Raw genomic sequence first — 15,712 nt, 5'->3', positions numbered from 1 at the left:
AGTCTTTATCATTTGCGCTCGTTCACACACCGAGAGACCGCTTCCATGTTGGCATCCAAGCGCCTGCTGTCCGCCCTCGCCTTGACCCTGATCGGCGCCACTGCCGCGCAGGCCGCCGATGAGGTGGTGGTCTATTCCTCGCGCATCGATGAGCTGATCAAGCCGGTCTTCGATGCCTACACCCAAAAGACCGGTGTCTCGGTGAAGTTCATCACCGACAAGGAAGCACCGTTGATGCAGCGCATCAAGGCCGAAGGCGAAAACGCCACGGCCGACCTGCTGCTCACCGTCGATGCCGGCAACCTCTGGCAGGCCGAGCAGATGGGCATCCTCCAGCCGTTCACCTCTGCGGTGATCGACGCCAACATCCCCTCCCAATACCGAGCTTCCTCCCATGCCTGGACCGGCCTGAGCCTGCGGGCACGGACCATTGCCTACTCCACCGACCGGGTCAAACCCGACGAGTTGACCACCTACGAAGCCCTGGCGGGCAATCAATGGGAAGGTCGCCTGTGTCTGCGCACCTCGAAGAAGGTCTACAACCAGTCCCTGACCGCCACCCTGATCGAAACCCACGGTGCGGAAAAAGCCGAGCAGATCCTCAAGGGCTGGGTCAGGAACCTGTCCACCGACGTGTTTTCCGATGACACCGCGTTGCTCGAGGCGATCAACGCCGGGCAGTGCGACGTCGGGATCATCAACACCTACTATTACGGTCGGCTGCACCAGCAGAAGCCGGACCTGAAAGTGAAGCTGTTCTGGCCGAACCAGGCCGACCGGGGCGTGCACATCAACCTCTCGGGCATCGGCCTGACCCGGCACGCGTCACACCCGGAGGCGGCAAAGAAACTGGTGGAGTGGATGACCACGCCTGAGGCGCAAAGCATCTTCGCCGACGTGAACCAGGAGTTCCCGGCCAATCCGAAGGTGGAGCCGTCAAAGGAAGTCGCCGCCTGGGGCAAGTTCAAGGCCGACACGCTGCCGGTAGAGGTGGCGGGTAAACGCCAGGCCGAAGCCATTCGCATGATGGATCGGGCTGGCTGGAACTGACAAACGAGGCGAGGTCCTGTGGCGAGGGGATTTATCCCCGCTGGGTCGCGGAGCGACCCTGATGGAAGCCATGCGGTGTGTCAGGCGGACTGAGTTGTTTTCCATGGGCTTGCTTCGCAAGCCAGCGGGGATAAATCCCCTCGCCACAGTGTGAGCCTGCCCATGCATCATTTGAACGAGAACCTTCCTTGACCCACCCCGCCCAACGCCGCTGGTACCCCCTGGTCTTCGCCATCGCTGCGCTGGTCCTGTTGCCCTTGAGCGTACTGCTGCTGTCCTGGCAAAGCATCGACCTGCAAATCTGGTCCCACCTGTGGGGCACCCAGATGCCGCGCCTGCTGGGCAACACCCTGACGCTGATTGTGGGCGTGGGGGTGGGTGTGACGGTGCTGGGTGTCAGTCTGGCCTGGCTGACCAGCCTGTGTGAGTTCCCGGGCCGACGTTGGCTCGACTGGGCGTTGATGCTGCCGTTCGCGATTCCTGCCTACGTGCTGGCGTTTGTCTTCGTTGGCCTGCTGGACTTTGCCGGTCCGGTGCAAACCCTGCTGCGTGACTGGTTCGGCAGCGGCCTGCGCATGCCCCGGGTCCGCTCCACCGGCGGGGTCATCCTGGTGCTGGTCCTGGTCTTTTACCCTTACGTGTACCTGCTGGCGCGCAGTGCGTTCCTGGCCCAGGGCAAGGGCTTGATGGAAGCGGCCCGGGTACTCGGGCAATCGCCGTGGCAGGCGTTCTGGCGCGTGGCATTGCCGATGGCCCGGCCGGCCATCGGGGCGGGTGTGGCGCTGGCGTTGATGGAAACCCTGGCGGATTTCGGAGCGGTGTCGGTGTTCAACTTCGACACCTTCACCACCGCCATCTACAAGACCTGGTACGGCTTCTTCAGCCTATCGAGTGCAGCCCAACTGGCCAGCCTGTTGTTGCTGGCGGTGATGCTGGTGCTCTATGGCGAACGCCGCGCCCGAGGCGCCCAACGGGCCAGCAACGAGCGACCCAGGGTCAAGGCCTTGTACGCTTTGCACGGCCTCAAGGCCGTGGCGGCCAGCGGTTGGTGCCTGCTGGTGTTTGCCTGCGCCTTTGTCATCCCGGTCCTGCAACTGATGGTGTGGTTCTGGCAGCGAGGGCGTTTCGACCTGGATGAGCGCTATGCCGGGCTGATCGTCCACACCCTTTACCTGGGTGGCCTGGCCGCGCTGATCACCGTGTGCGTGGCCTTGCTGCTGGCTTTCGCCCGGCGTCTGGCCCCGAGCCGTGCCATTCGCGCCGGCGTGGGGCTGGCGAACCTGGGGTATGCCTTGCCGGGCTCGGTGCTGGCGGTGTCGATCATGCTTGCGTTCAGCTATCTGGACCGCGAACTGGTTATCCCGCTGTCGACGCTGTTCGGCGGCGCGGGCAAACCGTTGCTGCTGGGCAGCCTGTCGGCCTTGTTGCTGGCGTATCTGGTGCGTTTCCTGGCTGTGGCGTATGGGCCACTGGAAAGCAGTCTTGGACGCATCCGCCCATCGCTGCCTGAAGCCGCACGCAGTCTCGGTGTCAGTGGGCCGCGGCTGTTTTTCAAAGTGTATCTGCCGCTGCTGCTGCCCGGCACCTTGAGTGCCGCGTTGCTGGTGTTCGTGGATGTGCTCAAGGAAATGCCCGCGACCCTGCTGATGCGTCCGTTCGGCTGGGACACCCTGGCGGTGCGGATCTTCGAAATGACCAGCGAAGGGGAGTGGGCCCGTGCTGCGCTGCCGGCGCTGAGCCTGGTGCTGGTGGGATTGTTGCCGGTCATCGGATTGATACGACGTTCGGCCCATCGGAGCTGATAGAGCGAGTTCCCAGGTGTCAGTACGAGTGTCCTGTTGCGCCAATGCGTTCCTTTTTTGGCGGCAATGACCACCGTCAAAAAAGAACAGTATTGGTGATACAGGACACCGGATCATGCGGCTACAATGCGCGGCATTCGGTGCGCTCCGTCTGTCGGACAGTCCGCACCCTCGCCAAGCCCGGAAGGAGAAACCCATGGGACAGCGTACGCCTCTGTATGACCTTCATCTCGCCCTCGGCGCGAAGATGGTCGATTTTGGCGGTTGGGATATGCCTCTGCATTACGGCTCGCAAGTCGAGGAGCACCATCAGGTGCGTCGCGACTGCGGTGTGTTCGATGTATCCCACATGACCGTGATCGACGTCGCCGGAACCCAGGCCAAGGCCTGGTTGCAGCGCTTGCTCGCCAATGACGTCGATCGCTTGCAGGGCACGGGAGGTGCCCTCTACAGCGCCATGCTCAATGAGCGGGGCGGCATCGTTGACGACATGATCGTCTACCGCGTCGACGATGGTTACCGGCTGGTGTTCAACGCCTCGACCCGGGACCAGGATCTGGCCTGGATGCAGGCGCAGCTCGGGAAGTACGACGTGCAACTGCGCGAACGGCCCGAGTTGGCGATGCTGGCCATCCAGGGTCCCCAGGCCCGGCACAAGATTGCCGAGCTGGTCACACAATCCCGTGGTCAGTTGATCCTGCAGCTCAAGCCCTTCGTAGGCCGTGCCGACGGCGACTGGTTCATCGCACGCACCGGCTACACCGGTGAGGATGGCCTGGAAATTGTCCTGCCTGCCCACGAAGCGCCAAGTTTCTTCAATGATCTGGTGGGGGCAGGCATTTCGCCCATTGGCCTCGGCGCTCGCGATACCCTGCGTCTGGAGGCCGGCATGAATCTCTACGGCCAGGACATCCACCAGGACATTTCCCCGCTGGCCTCGAACATGGCCTGGAGCGTTGCCTGGGAGCCGGCGAGCCGTCAGTTCATCGGGCGCAGTGCGCTGGAGGCCGAACTGGCGGGCGGCGTGCAACACAAACTGGTTGGCCTGGTGTTGGAGGAGCGCGGCGTCTTGCGCGCCCATCAGGTGGTTCGCATTGCCGATGTGGGCGAAGGTGAGATCACCAGTGGCAGTTTTTCTCCTACGCTTAGCAAGTCGATCGCCCTGGCACGTGTTCCGATGGCTACCGCCGACCGTGCCGAGGTGGAAATTCGCGGTAAGTGGTACCCGGTACGAGTGGTCAAGCCGACCTTCGTCCGCCATGGTAAAACCCTGATTTAACCTTTCACGGCGGGCCGCTGGCCGCTGACACTTTCTCTTGAGGACACAGAATATGAGTGATATCCCTGCCGAACTGCGTTTTGCCGAAAGTCATGAGTGGGCGCGCCTGGAAACTGACGGTACCGTCACCGTGGGCATTTCCGATCACGCCCAGGAAGCGCTGGGTGATGTGGTGTTCGTCGAGCTGCCGGAGCTCGGTAAGGTTTTTGAAGCCACTGACGCCGCAGGAGTGGTGGAGTCGGTGAAGGCTGCTTCTGACATTTATGCGCCAGTTGGCGGTGAAGTGATCGCTGTCAACGAAGAGCTGGCCGGTTCGCCGGAGCTGTTGAACTCCGAGCCGTACAGCGCCTGGATCTTCAAGCTCAAGCCTTCCAATGCCAATGCTGACCTCGGCAAACTGCTTGATGCAGCGGGCTACAAGGCTGCCATCGGCGAGTGATGAACAACCTGTGGGAGCGAGCCTGCTCGCGATGACGGTGTGTCAGTCAGCATGAGTTTTGCTGAACCACCGCTATCGCGAGCAGGCTCGCTCTCACGGGAGTCTGTTCGCAAGGCAAAAAAATGCCGCTCGATCGAGCGGCATTTTTCATGGGGCCGGATCAGTCCTGGGCGACGGCGTTTTTCGCCAGGATCGCGTTGGCCAGTTCCATGTCGGTGGCCTGCAGGCCTGGGTTGTCGGCACGGACCTTCTGCATCGCGGCTTCCAGGTATGGGCCGCGGATGTTGCCGTCACTGGCGACGAAACTGCCGGCGTCGTCCTGGGCGGCGACGATCAGCTTGTGATCCTTGAAGGTCAGGTAGGTGGAACCGGTGGTTGCACCGGACGAAATGACGTTACGCCAAAACGTGTCGGCCATTGCCGAGCCAACAGGAAGAGACAGCAAGGCTAGGGTAGCGACAGCAAGTTTGAGACGCATGATAGGTGACTCCACTGGGTTAACTATGACTTTGGATTACCTGCGCCTGGGTTCAGTTCCGTGAGCGTGCGGTCAAGCGTCGCCGGGCTCACTTGTGTTCGCTTTGCGGTGTTACCCGCAGCACCTCCTCGACAGTCGTCAGCCCGGCGGCGACTTTCTGTGCACCGGACAGCCGCAAGCTGCGCATGCCCTCCTTGAAGGCCTGGCGGCGTACCGCCAGCAGATCGGTGTCGGCGTGGATCAGGCCCTTGATGCTGTCACTCAATTGAAGGATTTCGTACACCCCGGCGCGGCCGCGATAACCGGTATCACGGCATTCCAGGCAACCGACGGCTTGTTGGGCATTGCTCGGCAGCGGCGCCTGCCAGGGGCGGGTCAGGGTTTGCCAGTCGTCCTCATCCAGGGTCAGGGGCGCCTTGCAATGAGAGCAGAGGGTGCGTACCAGGCGCTGGGCCATGATCCCGAGGACTGTGGCCTTGATCAGGTAGTGGGGCACGCCAAGCTCAAGCAGGCGGCTGATGGCGCTGGGTGCATCGTTGGTATGCAGCGTCGAGAGCACAAGGTGCCCGGTGAGTGCCGCCTGGATCGCCATTTCGGCGGTTTCCAGATCGCGGATCTCGCCGATCATGATGATGTCCGGGTCCTGCCGCATGAGCGCCCGCACGCCGGCGGCGAAACTCAGGTCAATATTGTGCTGCACCTGCATCTGGTTGAAGGACGACTCGACCATCTCGATCGGGTCCTCGATGGTGCAGAGGTTCACCTCCGGCGTCGCCAGTTTCTTGAGGGTGGTGTAGAGGGTGGTGGTCTTGCCGGAGCCGGTAGGGCCGGTCACCAGGATGATGCCGTTGGGCTGGCGCGTCATGTCCTGCCAGCGGCGCAGGTCATCGGCGGAGAAACCGAGCTGGTCGAAATCCTTGAGCAGTACTTCGGGGTCGAAGATCCGCATGACCATTTTTTCGCCAAATGCAGTGGGCAATGTCGACAGGCGCAACTCCACTTCGTTGCCATCCGGGGTCTTGGTCTTGACCCGGCCGTCCTGGGGTTTGCGTTTTTCCGCGACGTTCATCCGGCCCAGGTTCTTCAGGCGACTGATGATTGCCATCGTCACCTGGGGCGGGAACTGATAGACGGTGTGCAGCACCCCGTCGATGCGAAACCGCACCGTGCCCTGCTCGCGACGCGGCTCGATGTGGATATCGCTGGCGCGCTGCTGGAAGGCGTACTGGAACAGCCAATCGACGATATTGACGATATGCGCGTCGTTGGCGTCCGGCTCCTGGTCGCTGGCGCCCAGGTTGAGCAACTGTTCGAAGTTGCTCAGGTTGCTCGGTTGCTGATCGGTCGTGGTGGCGCCGCTGACCGATTTGGCGAGGCGATAGAACTCCACGCTCAGGCGCTGGATGTCCACGGGGTTGGCGACCACCCGTTTGACCGGCAGCTTGAGCACATGGGTCAGGTCCGATTCCCAACTGCCGACATAGGGTTGGGCGCTGGCGACGGTGACGGTGTCGCGATCGACGGCCACCGCCAGGATCTTGTGGCGCTGGGCAAAGGCGTAGGACATCAGCGGCGTGACGGCTGCAACATTGATCTTCAGCGGGTCGATGCGCATGTACGGCTGGCCGGCCTGCTGTGACAGCCACAGCGTCAGGCTTTCCAGGTCCAGGCGCTTGCCGGGGCGACTGAGGTCGTCCAGATGCTGGTTGGCGATGAACTCCAGCGGATGCAGCTGGCTGTTGGCGTTGTGGCGTCGCCGGGCATTGAGCGCGGTTTCGGCCGAATCCTGGCTGATGAAGCCCTGGGCGACCAGTTGACGCAGCAGATCATTGAGGTCCAGCCAGCGGTCCTGAGTGGCGTGTTTGGTGGACATGCGGGTTCCTATTGGACAATTGCAGCAAAGCCGCGATACAGACGCTTGCACGTCCCGAGTCGGTCTGCAAAAGCATAGTCCCGACCCTGTGAACCGTTGGGCCACTACCCGACCAATGCGTTTCGAATTCTTGCATTGGCACCCCTCAAGCCGTCGCCTGGACCGGCTCAGCCCACGCCTTGTCGGCGTTTTGCAGGTCCACCGAGCACACGCTGATCAGGTTACGTAATTTTTCAGCCAGCACTTGGGCACGGTGCCAGCTCAGTCCGTCGATAAGAATCTCCATCGTCAGCAGTTCATCCTGGCGTTCGACGTGGACCTGCTCCGGCATCAAGCCCTGCAAGGCAAACAGGTTCAGGGCCCGGCACAGCAAATCGGCTTCGGCTTCGGCCAGCAACCGGTACTGCACACGGTAATGGGCATTGGCGGTATGCCAGACATCGGCGCGAGGAACGAAGGCTTCGAATGGGGGCATGGTGGGTCTCCTGGGCTGGAGAGAAATGTTTACATGCTCGAAGGGGTATTTCTTATCTAAGATGGACGCATATGGCGATTCAGTGAATCGTACAATTCTAGATTTTACTATTTATGGATTTATTTATGCACAGCGGGCTGGATGGCTACGACCGCAGGATACTGGCGTTGCTGCAAGAGGACGCTTCGCTGTCCAGCGCGCAGATCGCCGAACAAGTGGGCCTGTCCCAATCGCCATGCTGGCGACGGATCCAGCGGATGAAGGAGGAGGGGATCATTCGCGGGCAGGTGACGTTGCTTGACCGCAAGAAAATCGGCCTGAACACGCAGATCTTCGCCGAAATCAAACTCAACGCCCACGGTCGGTCGAACTTTACCGAATTCACCGAGGCGATTCGCGGCTTTCCCGAAGTCCTGGAGTGTTATGTGCTGATGGGATCGGTGGATTTCCTGCTGCGCATCGTCACGGCGGACATCGAGGCTTACGAGCGATTCTTCTTCGAGAAGCTGTCGCTGGTGCCGGGAATACAGGAAGTGAACTCGATCGTGGCGCTGTCGGAGATCAAGTCCACGACGAGTTTGCCGGTGGTGCGTTGATTTCGCGGTGTATGTTCCGGCGTCATCGCGAGCAGGCTCGCTCCCACATGGGTCTCTGTGGGAGCGAGCCTGCTCGCGATGGCGGCATTACAGACGCAACAACATCTTCCAGGCCCGGTTCTGGTACACCGCAATCGCCTGATGCTTGCGCGCATCCAGGGCTTCGTCGGTGATGGGCTCGTTGGCCAGTTGCGCCAGTTTGTTCAGCTCGCCGTAGAGGCGGTCCATTTCCGGGATGTCCAGCACCGCGCGGGCGTGGTGCAGCCAGACCTGGATGCGCTCGATGCGTGGCAGTTGTTCGGCCAGGTCTTCAGGCTGCTGTTGGTAGCGTTGCAATTGCAGGGACGAGGCTTCCTCGCCCAGCAGGCGTGGCAGCCAGCTATTGAGCTGCGCTGCGCCCTGGCGATTGCCACGGGTGTTGCGCTCGGTCGTCCAACTGCGAGCCAGCAGCCAGCGTGAAGCGTTCAGAGAGAACAGGCCCCAACGTGGGTCCTGCAGCTCTTCAAGGAACTGCTCCGGCGCCGCCTTGCGCACATCTTCGTCGTCCAGGCCGGCCTGGACCAGTGGACGCCAGTCTTCCAGCAGGGCGTCCAGGGCGACGCGCAGGTCGTGGGTCGATTGGCGTGGTGCGGCCTGGCCGAGGCTGCTGAGCAGGGCGCGCAGTTCGGCGAGGTTTTCTACCCAGTCCTGTAGCAGGCGCCAGTGGCCGTTGAAGCGATATTGCTCGGCCAGGCGCTGGCTGCTGCCCAGCAGATGCCAGCTCAGCGCGGCGAAGGCGTCGTCCAGCGGCATCTCGGCGGTCAATGGCGGGGCGGGCAGGCTCAGGGCGTAGCTGTTTGCATCGTGCAAACGGTAGCCACGTTCGGCCTTGCTGATGTCGCAAGGCATCAAGGGCAGGGTTGCGGCCAGTTCGGCGGCCAGTTCCAGCAGCGCGGCGGGCTCGCCTTCGCGCAGTTCCAGCTCCAGCTCGCAGATTTCTTCCTTCTGCTTGCCGACCACGACATGGCCCAGGTCCAGCGCGGCTTCGATGACCACTTTGCTTTTGCCGCGTCCCCAGGCGATTTCGGCGCGTTCGCGGACGAAGTCGGTGGTGAAGATCGCCTTGAGGGTTTTCTTGTCCAGTTCGGCCAAGGCTTCGGGCCAGCATTCGCCGTCGAGTTTCTTCAGGTCGAGCTTGGCCTTGGGCAGGTGCCAGTCGTATTCGTTGCGCTCGGACAGACCAGCGATGCTCTGGCCGCGGGTCTTGAGGGTCTGGATCACCTCTTCACCGTCGCGGCGCAGGCGCAGGGCGACCTTGGCCCGGGCCAGGTCACGCTCGGGTGTGTCGAAATACTGGTTCATCAGCTCACGGCGTTCCCAGCCGCCTTTGTTGCGTTTTTTCAGCAGCGGATGCTCGCGCAAGGCTGCCAGGGTCTCGCGGCTGACGCGGAGTTTGATTTCGGTTTCTTTCTGCATGGCCGGAAAATCCAGGGATCGGGTGCGCAGCCGGGGGAAGGTGTGGCTGCCAAGGCCGTGCAGTGTACAGGAGTCCTCCGTCCTACGCGCCGCGACGGTTTATTCCTGGCACCGGATGGTTCTATGATGGATATCAATTTGTGAGTCCGGAGCCAGCGATGCCTTTGCCGTCCATGAAAGATCAGTTCGCTGCCCTGATCGCCGCGCCTTCGGTCAGCTGTACGCAGCCTGGGCTGGACCAGTCCAACAGTGCCGTGATCGAACTGCTGGCGGGTTGGCTCGGTGACCTCGGGTTCTCCTGTGATATCCAGCAGGTCAGCCACGGCAAGTTCAACCTGCTGGCGAGTTTCGGCAGCGGCCCCGGCGGTCTGGTGCTGGCCGGGCACAGCGACACGGTGCCATTCGACGGTGCTCTGTGGCAGACCGACCCGCTGAAGCTCACCGAAGTCGATGGGCGCTGGGTCGGGCTGGGCAGTTGCGACATGAAAGGCTTTTTTGCCCTGGCCATCGAAGCGCTCAAGCCGCTGCTGGACCAACCGTTCAAGCAACCATTATTGATCCTCGCCACCTGCGATGAAGAAAGCTCCATGGCCGGCGCCCGGGCCCTGGCCGAGGCCGGGCGTCCTTTGGGGCGTGCAGCCGTGATCGGTGAGCCGACCGGCCTGCGGCCGATCCGCCTGCACAAGGGCGTGATGATGGAGCGCATCGACATTCTCGGGCGCAGCGGTCATTCCTCCGACCCGAGCCTGGGCCATAGCGCTCTCGAAGCCATGCACGACGCCATGGGCGAGTTGCGCGGCCTGCGCCTGCAGTGGCAGCGTGAATTCCGTAACCCGCAGTTCACCGTGCCGCAACCGACCCTGAATTTCGGTTGCATCCATGGCGGCGACAACCCCAACCGGATCTGCGGCCAGTGCTCCATGGAATTCGACCTGCGCCCCTTGCCGGGCATGGACCCGCAGGTGCTGCGGGCGGCGATCCAGCAGAAACTCAACCCTATCGCCGAACGACATAAAGTCAAGATCGACTACGCGCCGCTGTTCCCCGAGGTCCCGCCGTTCGAGCAGGCCGAGGACGCCGAACTGGTACGCGTGGCCGAGCGACTCACCGGCCATCGTGCCGAAGCAGTGGCGTTCGGCACCGAAGCGCCTTATCTTCAGCGCCTCGGTTGCGAAACCCTGGTGCTTGGCCCCGGCGATATCGCCTGTGCCCACCAACCGGGCGAGCACCTTGAGATGTCACGTCTGCAACCTACTGTGCAATTGTTACGACAGTTGATCGAGCACTATTGCCTGACACCGGCCACCGCCGGTTACTAGATTGCCCCTGTCCGGGCCCGTATTCATGAGGAGAGCGCGCGTGTCGCCAAGCCTGTTCCGACGATAACCACCAGCCTGCTGTGCGTTCTGTTTCGTCTTTTTTCGGCTGTTATTTATTACAGGTCCAGGTTCATGCCCGAATACGTCAATTGGCTTCGTCACGCTTCGCCCTATATCAATGCCCACCGCGACTGCACCTTCATCGTCATGCTGCCCGGCGATGGGGTGGAGCACCCCAATTTCGGCAACATCGTCCATGACCTGGTGCTGCTGCACAGTCTTGGTGTGCGGCTGGTGCTGGTCCATGGTTCGCGCCCGCAGATCGAAACCCGCCTCGCTGCCCGAGGGCTGACCCCGCATTATCATCACGGCATGCGCATCACCGATGCCGCGACCCTGGAATGCGTGATCGATGCAGTCGGCCAGTTGCGCATTGCCATCGAGGCGCGCCTGTCGATGGACATGGCTTCTTCGCCGATGCAGGGCTCGCGGTTGCGGGTCGCCAGCGGCAACCTGGTCACCGCACGGCCCATCGGCGTGCTGGAAGGGGTGGACTATCACCACACCGGCGAAGTGCGCCGGGTCGACCGCAAGGGCATCAATCGCCTGCTGGACGAGCGCTCCATTGTCCTTCTGTCGCCGTTGGGCTATTCGCCTACCGGAGAGATCTTCAACCTCGCCTGTGAAGATGTCGCCACCCGGGCCGCCATTGACCTGGCGGCCGACAAGCTGCTGCTGTTCGGTGCCGAGCAGGGATTGATCGGCGAGGACGGGCGCCTGGTGCGCGAGTTGCGTCCACAGCAGGTGCCGGCCCATATGCAACGCCTGGGCAGCGACTATCAGGCCGAGCTGCTGGATGCCGCCGCCCAGGCCTGCCGTGGCGGCGTGGCTCGCAGCCATATTGTCAGTTATGCCGAAGACGGTGCGCTGCTGGCCGAGCTGTTCACCCGCGATGGCAGCGGCACGCTGGTGGCCCAGGAGCAATTCGAAGTGGTGCGCGAAGCCGCCATCGAAGACGTCGGTGGCTTGCTGGACCTGATCAGCCCACTGGAGGAGCAGGGCATCCTGGTGCGTCGCTCCCGCGAAGTGCTGGAGCGGGAAATCGAGCAGTTCAGCGTGGTCGAGCGCGAGGGCATGATCATCGCTTGCGCGGCGCTCTACCAGATCGCCGACTCGGATGCCGGGGAACTGGCCTGCCTGGCGGTCAACCCGGAGTACCGCCACGGTGGCCGGGGCGATGAACTGCTGGAGCGGATCGAGACCCGCGCCCGCGCCAAAGGGCTCAAGACCCTGTTCGTGCTCACCACCCGTACCGCCCACTGGTTCCGTGAGCGCGGCTTCGAACCCAGCAGCGTCGAACGTCTGCCGGCGGCCCGGGCGTCGTTGTACAACTATCAGCGTAACTCGAAGATCTTCGAAAAAGCCTTGTAGGTCACAGCCCTCGGCGTGACCCATTGTTGTGCAATGGGTGCACTCTTTTTGATTTCAGACAATGAAATGGTCTGTCTCAAAACCTTCACGATTGTGCTCTATGCTGCTCCGCACGCATTGATGCCAGAGTTCGAGGCTTGCACTGCAAGCCTTGATGCCAGGGCTTTTGCGCCCTGAAAAAGTGCACAGAAAATAGTCATTCAGTAATCCGCGGACTGGCCGATATGCCGTGTCTGTGAAGAAGACGTGCCGATGACACCTATATGTCAAAATCGGCTGAAAACTTATGAAACAATTCTTTTTGGATTTATAAATAATCCATTACTCTTCCGGCCGCTGTCTCGGCGTTAGACCATCGTCGTAGACACAATGGGTTGCGATTGACTTGTCAGTCACCGTCCGGCGCTAATCGCGCATCCGCGGATTCCGGGCGTTCGATCCAGAACCACAGATATACAAAAGAATTAGAAAACGAGAGGAGCGAAGCATGAAAAAGTCCACCTTGGCCCTGGCTGTGGCCGTTGGGGTTCTGGCGCAGCAAGCAGGCGCCGCCGGTTTTATCGAAGACAGCAAGGCGTCGGTCAGTTCTCGTACGTTGTACTTCAACAACGATAACCATGAAACGGGCAGCGAGGACCTGCGCGAAACGGGTACCGGCCTCAAGTTCGACTACAAGTCTGGCTTCACGCAAGGTGTGGTTGGTTTCGGTATCGACGCTCAGGCGCTGGTGGGTATTCGTCTCGATGGAGGCAAGGGCCGTAACAATGGCTCTTATATGCCAAGCGATACAGATGGTGCTGCGGTACATGACTGGAGCCGTTTGTCGGGCAACGTCAAGGCGCTGTTCTCCAAGACTGAGGCTCACGTAGGTGGCGCGCTGGCACCAAACCTGCCGATCCTGGTGGCCAACGACAGCCGTCTGCTGCCGCAGACCTTTGAAGGTGGCACCATCACCTCCAAGGAAATCGACAACGTGACCTTCAACGCCGGTCAGTTGGAACATGCCACTGGCCGTGCGTCGAGCAACAGCACCGGTCTGGCCTTGTCGGGCGGTACCGAGGACAGCAACCAGTTCCGTTTTGCTGGTGCCGACTGGAAGGTCACCAAAGACCTGACCCTGCAGTACTACTACGCCAACCTGCAGGATTACTACAAGCAGCACTTCCTGGGCGCGGTACACGTTTTCCCGATCAGCGAAGGTCAATCGTTCAAGACCGACCTGCGCTACTTCGACAGCAGCTCGGATGGTCGTAACGGCGATACGGGTTATCAGTTCGACAACAACAAGGGTTATTTCAAAAACAAGGGCGAGGTCGATAACAAGACCTGGAGCGCCATGTTCACTTATACCCTCGGCGGCAGCGCTTTCCTGCTGGGTCACCAGCAAGTCAGTGATGACGGTGGCTTCGTCTACCTGAACCAGGGCAGCGTGGTTAACAGCAACGGTCGTCCAGAAGGTGCCGGTGGCTCGAGCTTCTACCTGTTCACCGACAGCATGATCAACGGGTTTGTCCGTGCCGGTGAAAACACCACCTTCGGTCAATACTCCTACGACTTCGCTTCCTTGGGCGTTCCAGGCCTGAAAGCCTCGGTTGCCTACCTGCGTGGTGACGATGTCAAATCCGCCACTGGTGGAAGCGATTACTCCGAGTGGGAACGTGACATGCGTGTGGATTACGTCATCCAGCAAGGCGCATTGAAAGGCTTCGGCACTACCCTGCGTCAGGGTACTTACCGCAGCAGCGGCGTTGGCGACAGCCAGGATCAGACTCGCCTGATCTTTAACTACACTTACAACTTCATGTAAGACGTAGAGCCGTAAAAAAGCCCCGCTCGGCACACGCCGGGCGGGGCTTTTTACGTTTTGGGGCCAGGTAGCGGGATTCTTCTCGTATTTTCCCGCTGTCAGACGCGACCTTCACCGACCCAGCGCTATGGTGCGGACTGCGTTGCATCCTTACGCAGGATGAATGCGCTGAACGATCAGTACATCATCGACCATACACGATACCCTCTTCGTGAATATCCCTGAGCAGGCCCGCCCGGGCTGTGTCGAAAGAGGTCTTTTCGCTGAGAATGAAACTCTCGAACAAACCCGCCTGTACGTCTTTGGCCCACAATCGCCGGCCTCGGGTCACGATCTGGTATTGCATCACGGTCGTTGCCTCGCGCAGATCAATCAGATCCACCGGGCTCCCGGCGATATCCGCCAGGTCTCCCGAAAGCTGCCATAAAAACACCGGGTCGACGTGACCGGACACGAGCACAGCCATATCGACATCACTGTCAGGTCCGGCGGTTCCCTGTGCATGGCTGCCGAACAGGTACACCGCCAGTAAGTCAGGCAAATGGTTTTGCAGATGAGTCAGCAGGGCTTGAGTGTTCATGTCGCCTATCCTAGCCGCTCGTCCTGATATCGGGTCAACAATTTGGTCGCCCAATAAAAAAGCCCCGTCCGGCACACGCCGGGCGGGGCTTTGCGTTTTCGAGTCAGGCCCACCCCTGTAGCCCTTCTCGAAGGTTCTCCTCTTTACAACAACTCGAGGCCTTCTCGAAACCTCGTCGGGAATGTTGAGCCAATAGGCACGCCAGTGCCAGTGAACAGTTTTTTATATTCACAAAAAATCTAGAGAGATCGATATTCATTCTTTTTAAAACCGCTGGAACCGAGGCACAGTCAGGCTCCACTAGATCTCATCCAGGAGCCACACCATGAGCCTCAGACTGGGCGACATCGCCCCCGACTTCGAACAGGACTCCAGCGCCGGCAAGATCCGCTTCCACGAGTGGCTCGGCAATAGCTGGGGCGTGCTGTTTTCCCATCCGGCGGACTTCACGCCGGTCTGCACCACCGAGCTGGGCCTCACCGCCAAGCTCAAGGATGAGTTCGCCCAGCGCGGCGTCAAGGCCATTGCTCTCTCGGTCGATCCGGTGGACTCGCACCATAAATGGATCGAGGACATCAACGAAACCCAGAACACCGTTGTCAACTTTCCGATCCTGGCCGACGCCGATCGCAAGGTCTCGGACCTGTACGACCTGATCCACCCCAATGCCAGCGATACCTTGACCGTGCGTTCACTGTTCGTGATCGACCCGAACAAGAAGATTCGCCTGACCATTACCTACCCGGCCAGCACCGGGCGCAATTTCAATGAAATCCTGCGGGTGATCGATTCCTTGCAATTGACCGACAACTACAAGGTCGCCACCCCGGCCAACTGGCAGGACGGTGATGAAGTGGTGATCGTGCCGTCGCTCAAGGATGAGGAAGAGCTCAAGCAGCGCTTTCCCAAAGGCTATCGTGCCGTGAAGCCATATTTGCGCCTTACTCCGCAGCCCAATCGCTGACGCAAAACCCTTGTGGGAGCGAGCCTGCTCGCGATAGCGGTAGCTCAGCAATATCCATGCTGACTGACACGCCGCTATCGCGAGCAGGCTCGCTCCCACAGGGATCTGCGTGCATCCAGGGTTTTGGCCGTTTCGACGGCCTTTTTGTGGCTTGGAAAAAGTTG

General features: G+C 60.9%; 14 protein-coding genes. 9 read left to right on the top strand and 5 right to left on the bottom strand.

Annotation, left to right across the window (positions count from 1 at the left end; genetic code table 11):
- Positions 1 to 45 precede the first annotated feature (45 nt).
- The 4 genes from LOY67_RS26810 to gcvH all read left to right on the top strand — a co-directional run bounded on the left by LOY67_RS26810 (position 46) and on the right by gcvH (position 4,570).
- Positions 46 to 1,050 (top strand): extracellular solute-binding protein, encoded by a 1,005-nt coding sequence (locus LOY67_RS26810; RefSeq protein ID WP_265065151.1) that lies wholly within the window; start codon positions 46 to 48, stop codon positions 1,048 to 1,050.
- Positions 1,051 to 1,238: 188 nt separating this feature from the next.
- Positions 1,239 to 2,852 carry an ABC transporter permease gene (locus LOY67_RS26805; protein WP_265065150.1) on the top strand — a complete coding sequence of 538 codons (1,614 nt, stop codon included), beginning with the start codon at positions 1,239 to 1,241 and terminating at the stop codon, positions 2,850 to 2,852.
- Positions 2,853 to 3,048: 196 nt separating this feature from the next.
- A complete protein-coding gene (gene gcvT / locus LOY67_RS26800; RefSeq protein ID WP_265065149.1) occupies positions 3,049 to 4,131 on the top strand; it encodes a glycine cleavage system aminomethyltransferase GcvT in 1,083 nt (360 codons plus the stop codon).
- 52 nt (positions 4,132 to 4,183) lie between these two features.
- Complete coding sequence (gene gcvH, locus LOY67_RS26795) at positions 4,184 to 4,570, top strand: glycine cleavage system protein GcvH (RefSeq protein WP_265065148.1); 387 nt, start codon at positions 4,184 to 4,186, stop codon at positions 4,568 to 4,570.
- A gap of 160 nt (positions 4,571 to 4,730) precedes the next feature.
- On the opposite strand, the gene LOY67_RS26790 is transcribed toward gcvH, so the two are convergent.
- The 3 genes from LOY67_RS26790 to LOY67_RS26780 all read right to left on the bottom strand — a co-directional run bounded on the left by LOY67_RS26790 (position 4,731) and on the right by LOY67_RS26780 (position 7,396).
- Positions 4,731 to 5,051: a DUF2388 domain-containing protein gene (locus tag LOY67_RS26790; protein ID WP_173668678.1), complete on the bottom strand. Its 321-nt coding sequence runs from the start codon at positions 5,049 to 5,051 to the stop codon at positions 4,731 to 4,733.
- A gap of 85 nt (positions 5,052 to 5,136) precedes the next feature.
- Positions 5,137 to 6,921: a GspE/PulE family protein gene (locus LOY67_RS26785; RefSeq protein WP_265065147.1), complete on the bottom strand. Its 1,785-nt coding sequence runs from the start codon at positions 6,919 to 6,921 to the stop codon at positions 5,137 to 5,139.
- Positions 6,922 to 7,066: 145 nt separating this feature from the next.
- On the bottom strand, positions 7,067 to 7,396 hold the full coding sequence (locus LOY67_RS26780) for a hypothetical protein (RefSeq protein WP_265065146.1): 330 nt from the start codon (positions 7,394 to 7,396) through the stop codon (positions 7,067 to 7,069).
- Between the two features lie 125 nt (positions 7,397 to 7,521).
- Here LOY67_RS26780 and LOY67_RS26775 point away from each other — a divergent pair, with 125 nt between their 5' ends.
- Complete coding sequence (locus tag LOY67_RS26775; RefSeq protein ID WP_265065145.1) at positions 7,522 to 7,992, top strand: Lrp/AsnC family transcriptional regulator; 471 nt, start codon at positions 7,522 to 7,524, stop codon at positions 7,990 to 7,992.
- Between the two features lie 87 nt (positions 7,993 to 8,079).
- Here LOY67_RS26775 and LOY67_RS26770 read toward each other — a convergent pair whose 3' ends face one another.
- Complete coding sequence (locus tag LOY67_RS26770) at positions 8,080 to 9,447, bottom strand: inorganic triphosphatase (RefSeq protein ID WP_265065144.1); 1,368 nt, start codon at positions 9,445 to 9,447, stop codon at positions 8,080 to 8,082.
- Between the two features lie 158 nt (positions 9,448 to 9,605).
- Between LOY67_RS26770 and argE the strand changes: the two genes are divergently transcribed.
- The 3 genes from argE to LOY67_RS26755 all read left to right on the top strand — a co-directional run bounded on the left by argE (position 9,606) and on the right by LOY67_RS26755 (position 14,004).
- Positions 9,606 to 10,766: an acetylornithine deacetylase gene (gene argE, locus LOY67_RS26765; RefSeq protein ID WP_265065143.1), complete on the top strand. Its 1,161-nt coding sequence runs from the start codon at positions 9,606 to 9,608 to the stop codon at positions 10,764 to 10,766.
- Positions 10,767 to 10,898: 132 nt separating this feature from the next.
- Positions 10,899 to 12,197, top strand: coding sequence for an amino-acid N-acetyltransferase (argA, locus tag LOY67_RS26760; protein WP_041024457.1), 1,299 nt, complete (start codon positions 10,899 to 10,901; stop codon positions 12,195 to 12,197).
- Positions 12,198 to 12,684: 487 nt separating this feature from the next.
- Entirely contained in the window at positions 12,685 to 14,004 is a 1,320-nt protein-coding gene (locus tag LOY67_RS26755) for an OprD family porin (protein WP_265065142.1), read from the top strand.
- Between the two features lie 184 nt (positions 14,005 to 14,188).
- Here the strand turns inward: LOY67_RS26755 and mntA are convergent, their stop codons facing one another.
- On the bottom strand, positions 14,189 to 14,584 hold the full coding sequence (gene mntA, locus LOY67_RS26750; RefSeq protein ID WP_265065141.1) for a type VII toxin-antitoxin system MntA family adenylyltransferase antitoxin: 396 nt from the start codon (positions 14,582 to 14,584) through the stop codon (positions 14,189 to 14,191).
- Between the two features lie 325 nt (positions 14,585 to 14,909).
- Between mntA and LOY67_RS26745 the strand changes: the two genes are divergently transcribed.
- On the top strand, positions 14,910 to 15,548 hold the full coding sequence (locus LOY67_RS26745) for a peroxiredoxin (protein ID WP_265065140.1): 639 nt from the start codon (positions 14,910 to 14,912) through the stop codon (positions 15,546 to 15,548).
- Positions 15,549 to 15,712: the final 164 nt, after the last annotated feature.

The sequence above is a fragment of the Pseudomonas sp. B21-056 genome (assembly GCF_026016325.1).
Lineage (GTDB): Bacteria > Pseudomonadota > Gammaproteobacteria > Pseudomonadales > Pseudomonadaceae > Aquipseudomonas.
This window is presented reverse-complemented; position numbering and strand designations above follow the sequence as displayed.

Coding starts and splice junctions, on each gene's coding strand:
- LOY67_RS26810 (WP_265065151.1), top strand. CDS start 46: ATGTTGGCATCCAAGCGCCTGCTGTCCGCCCTCGCCTTGACCCTGATC.
- gcvT (WP_265065149.1), top strand. CDS start 3,049: ATGGGACAGCGTACGCCTCTGTATGACCTTCATCTCGCCCTCGGCGCG.
- gcvH (WP_265065148.1), top strand. CDS start 4,184: ATGAGTGATATCCCTGCCGAACTGCGTTTTGCCGAAAGTCATGAGTGG.
- LOY67_RS26785 (WP_265065147.1), bottom strand. CDS start 6,921: ATGTCCACCAAACACGCCACTCAGGACCGCTGGCTGGACCTCAATGAT.
- LOY67_RS26780 (WP_265065146.1), bottom strand. CDS start 7,396: ATGCCCCCATTCGAAGCCTTCGTTCCTCGCGCCGATGTCTGGCATACC.
- LOY67_RS26775 (WP_265065145.1), top strand. CDS start 7,522: ATGCACAGCGGGCTGGATGGCTACGACCGCAGGATACTGGCGTTGCTG.
- LOY67_RS26770 (WP_265065144.1), bottom strand. CDS start 9,447: ATGCAGAAAGAAACCGAAATCAAACTCCGCGTCAGCCGCGAGACCCTG.
- argE (WP_265065143.1), top strand. CDS start 9,606: ATGCCTTTGCCGTCCATGAAAGATCAGTTCGCTGCCCTGATCGCCGCG.
- argA (WP_041024457.1), top strand. CDS start 10,899: ATGCCCGAATACGTCAATTGGCTTCGTCACGCTTCGCCCTATATCAAT.
- LOY67_RS26755 (WP_265065142.1), top strand. CDS start 12,685: ATGAAAAAGTCCACCTTGGCCCTGGCTGTGGCCGTTGGGGTTCTGGCG.
- mntA (WP_265065141.1), bottom strand. CDS start 14,584: ATGAACACTCAAGCCCTGCTGACTCATCTGCAAAACCATTTGCCTGAC.
- LOY67_RS26745 (WP_265065140.1), top strand. CDS start 14,910: ATGAGCCTCAGACTGGGCGACATCGCCCCCGACTTCGAACAGGACTCC.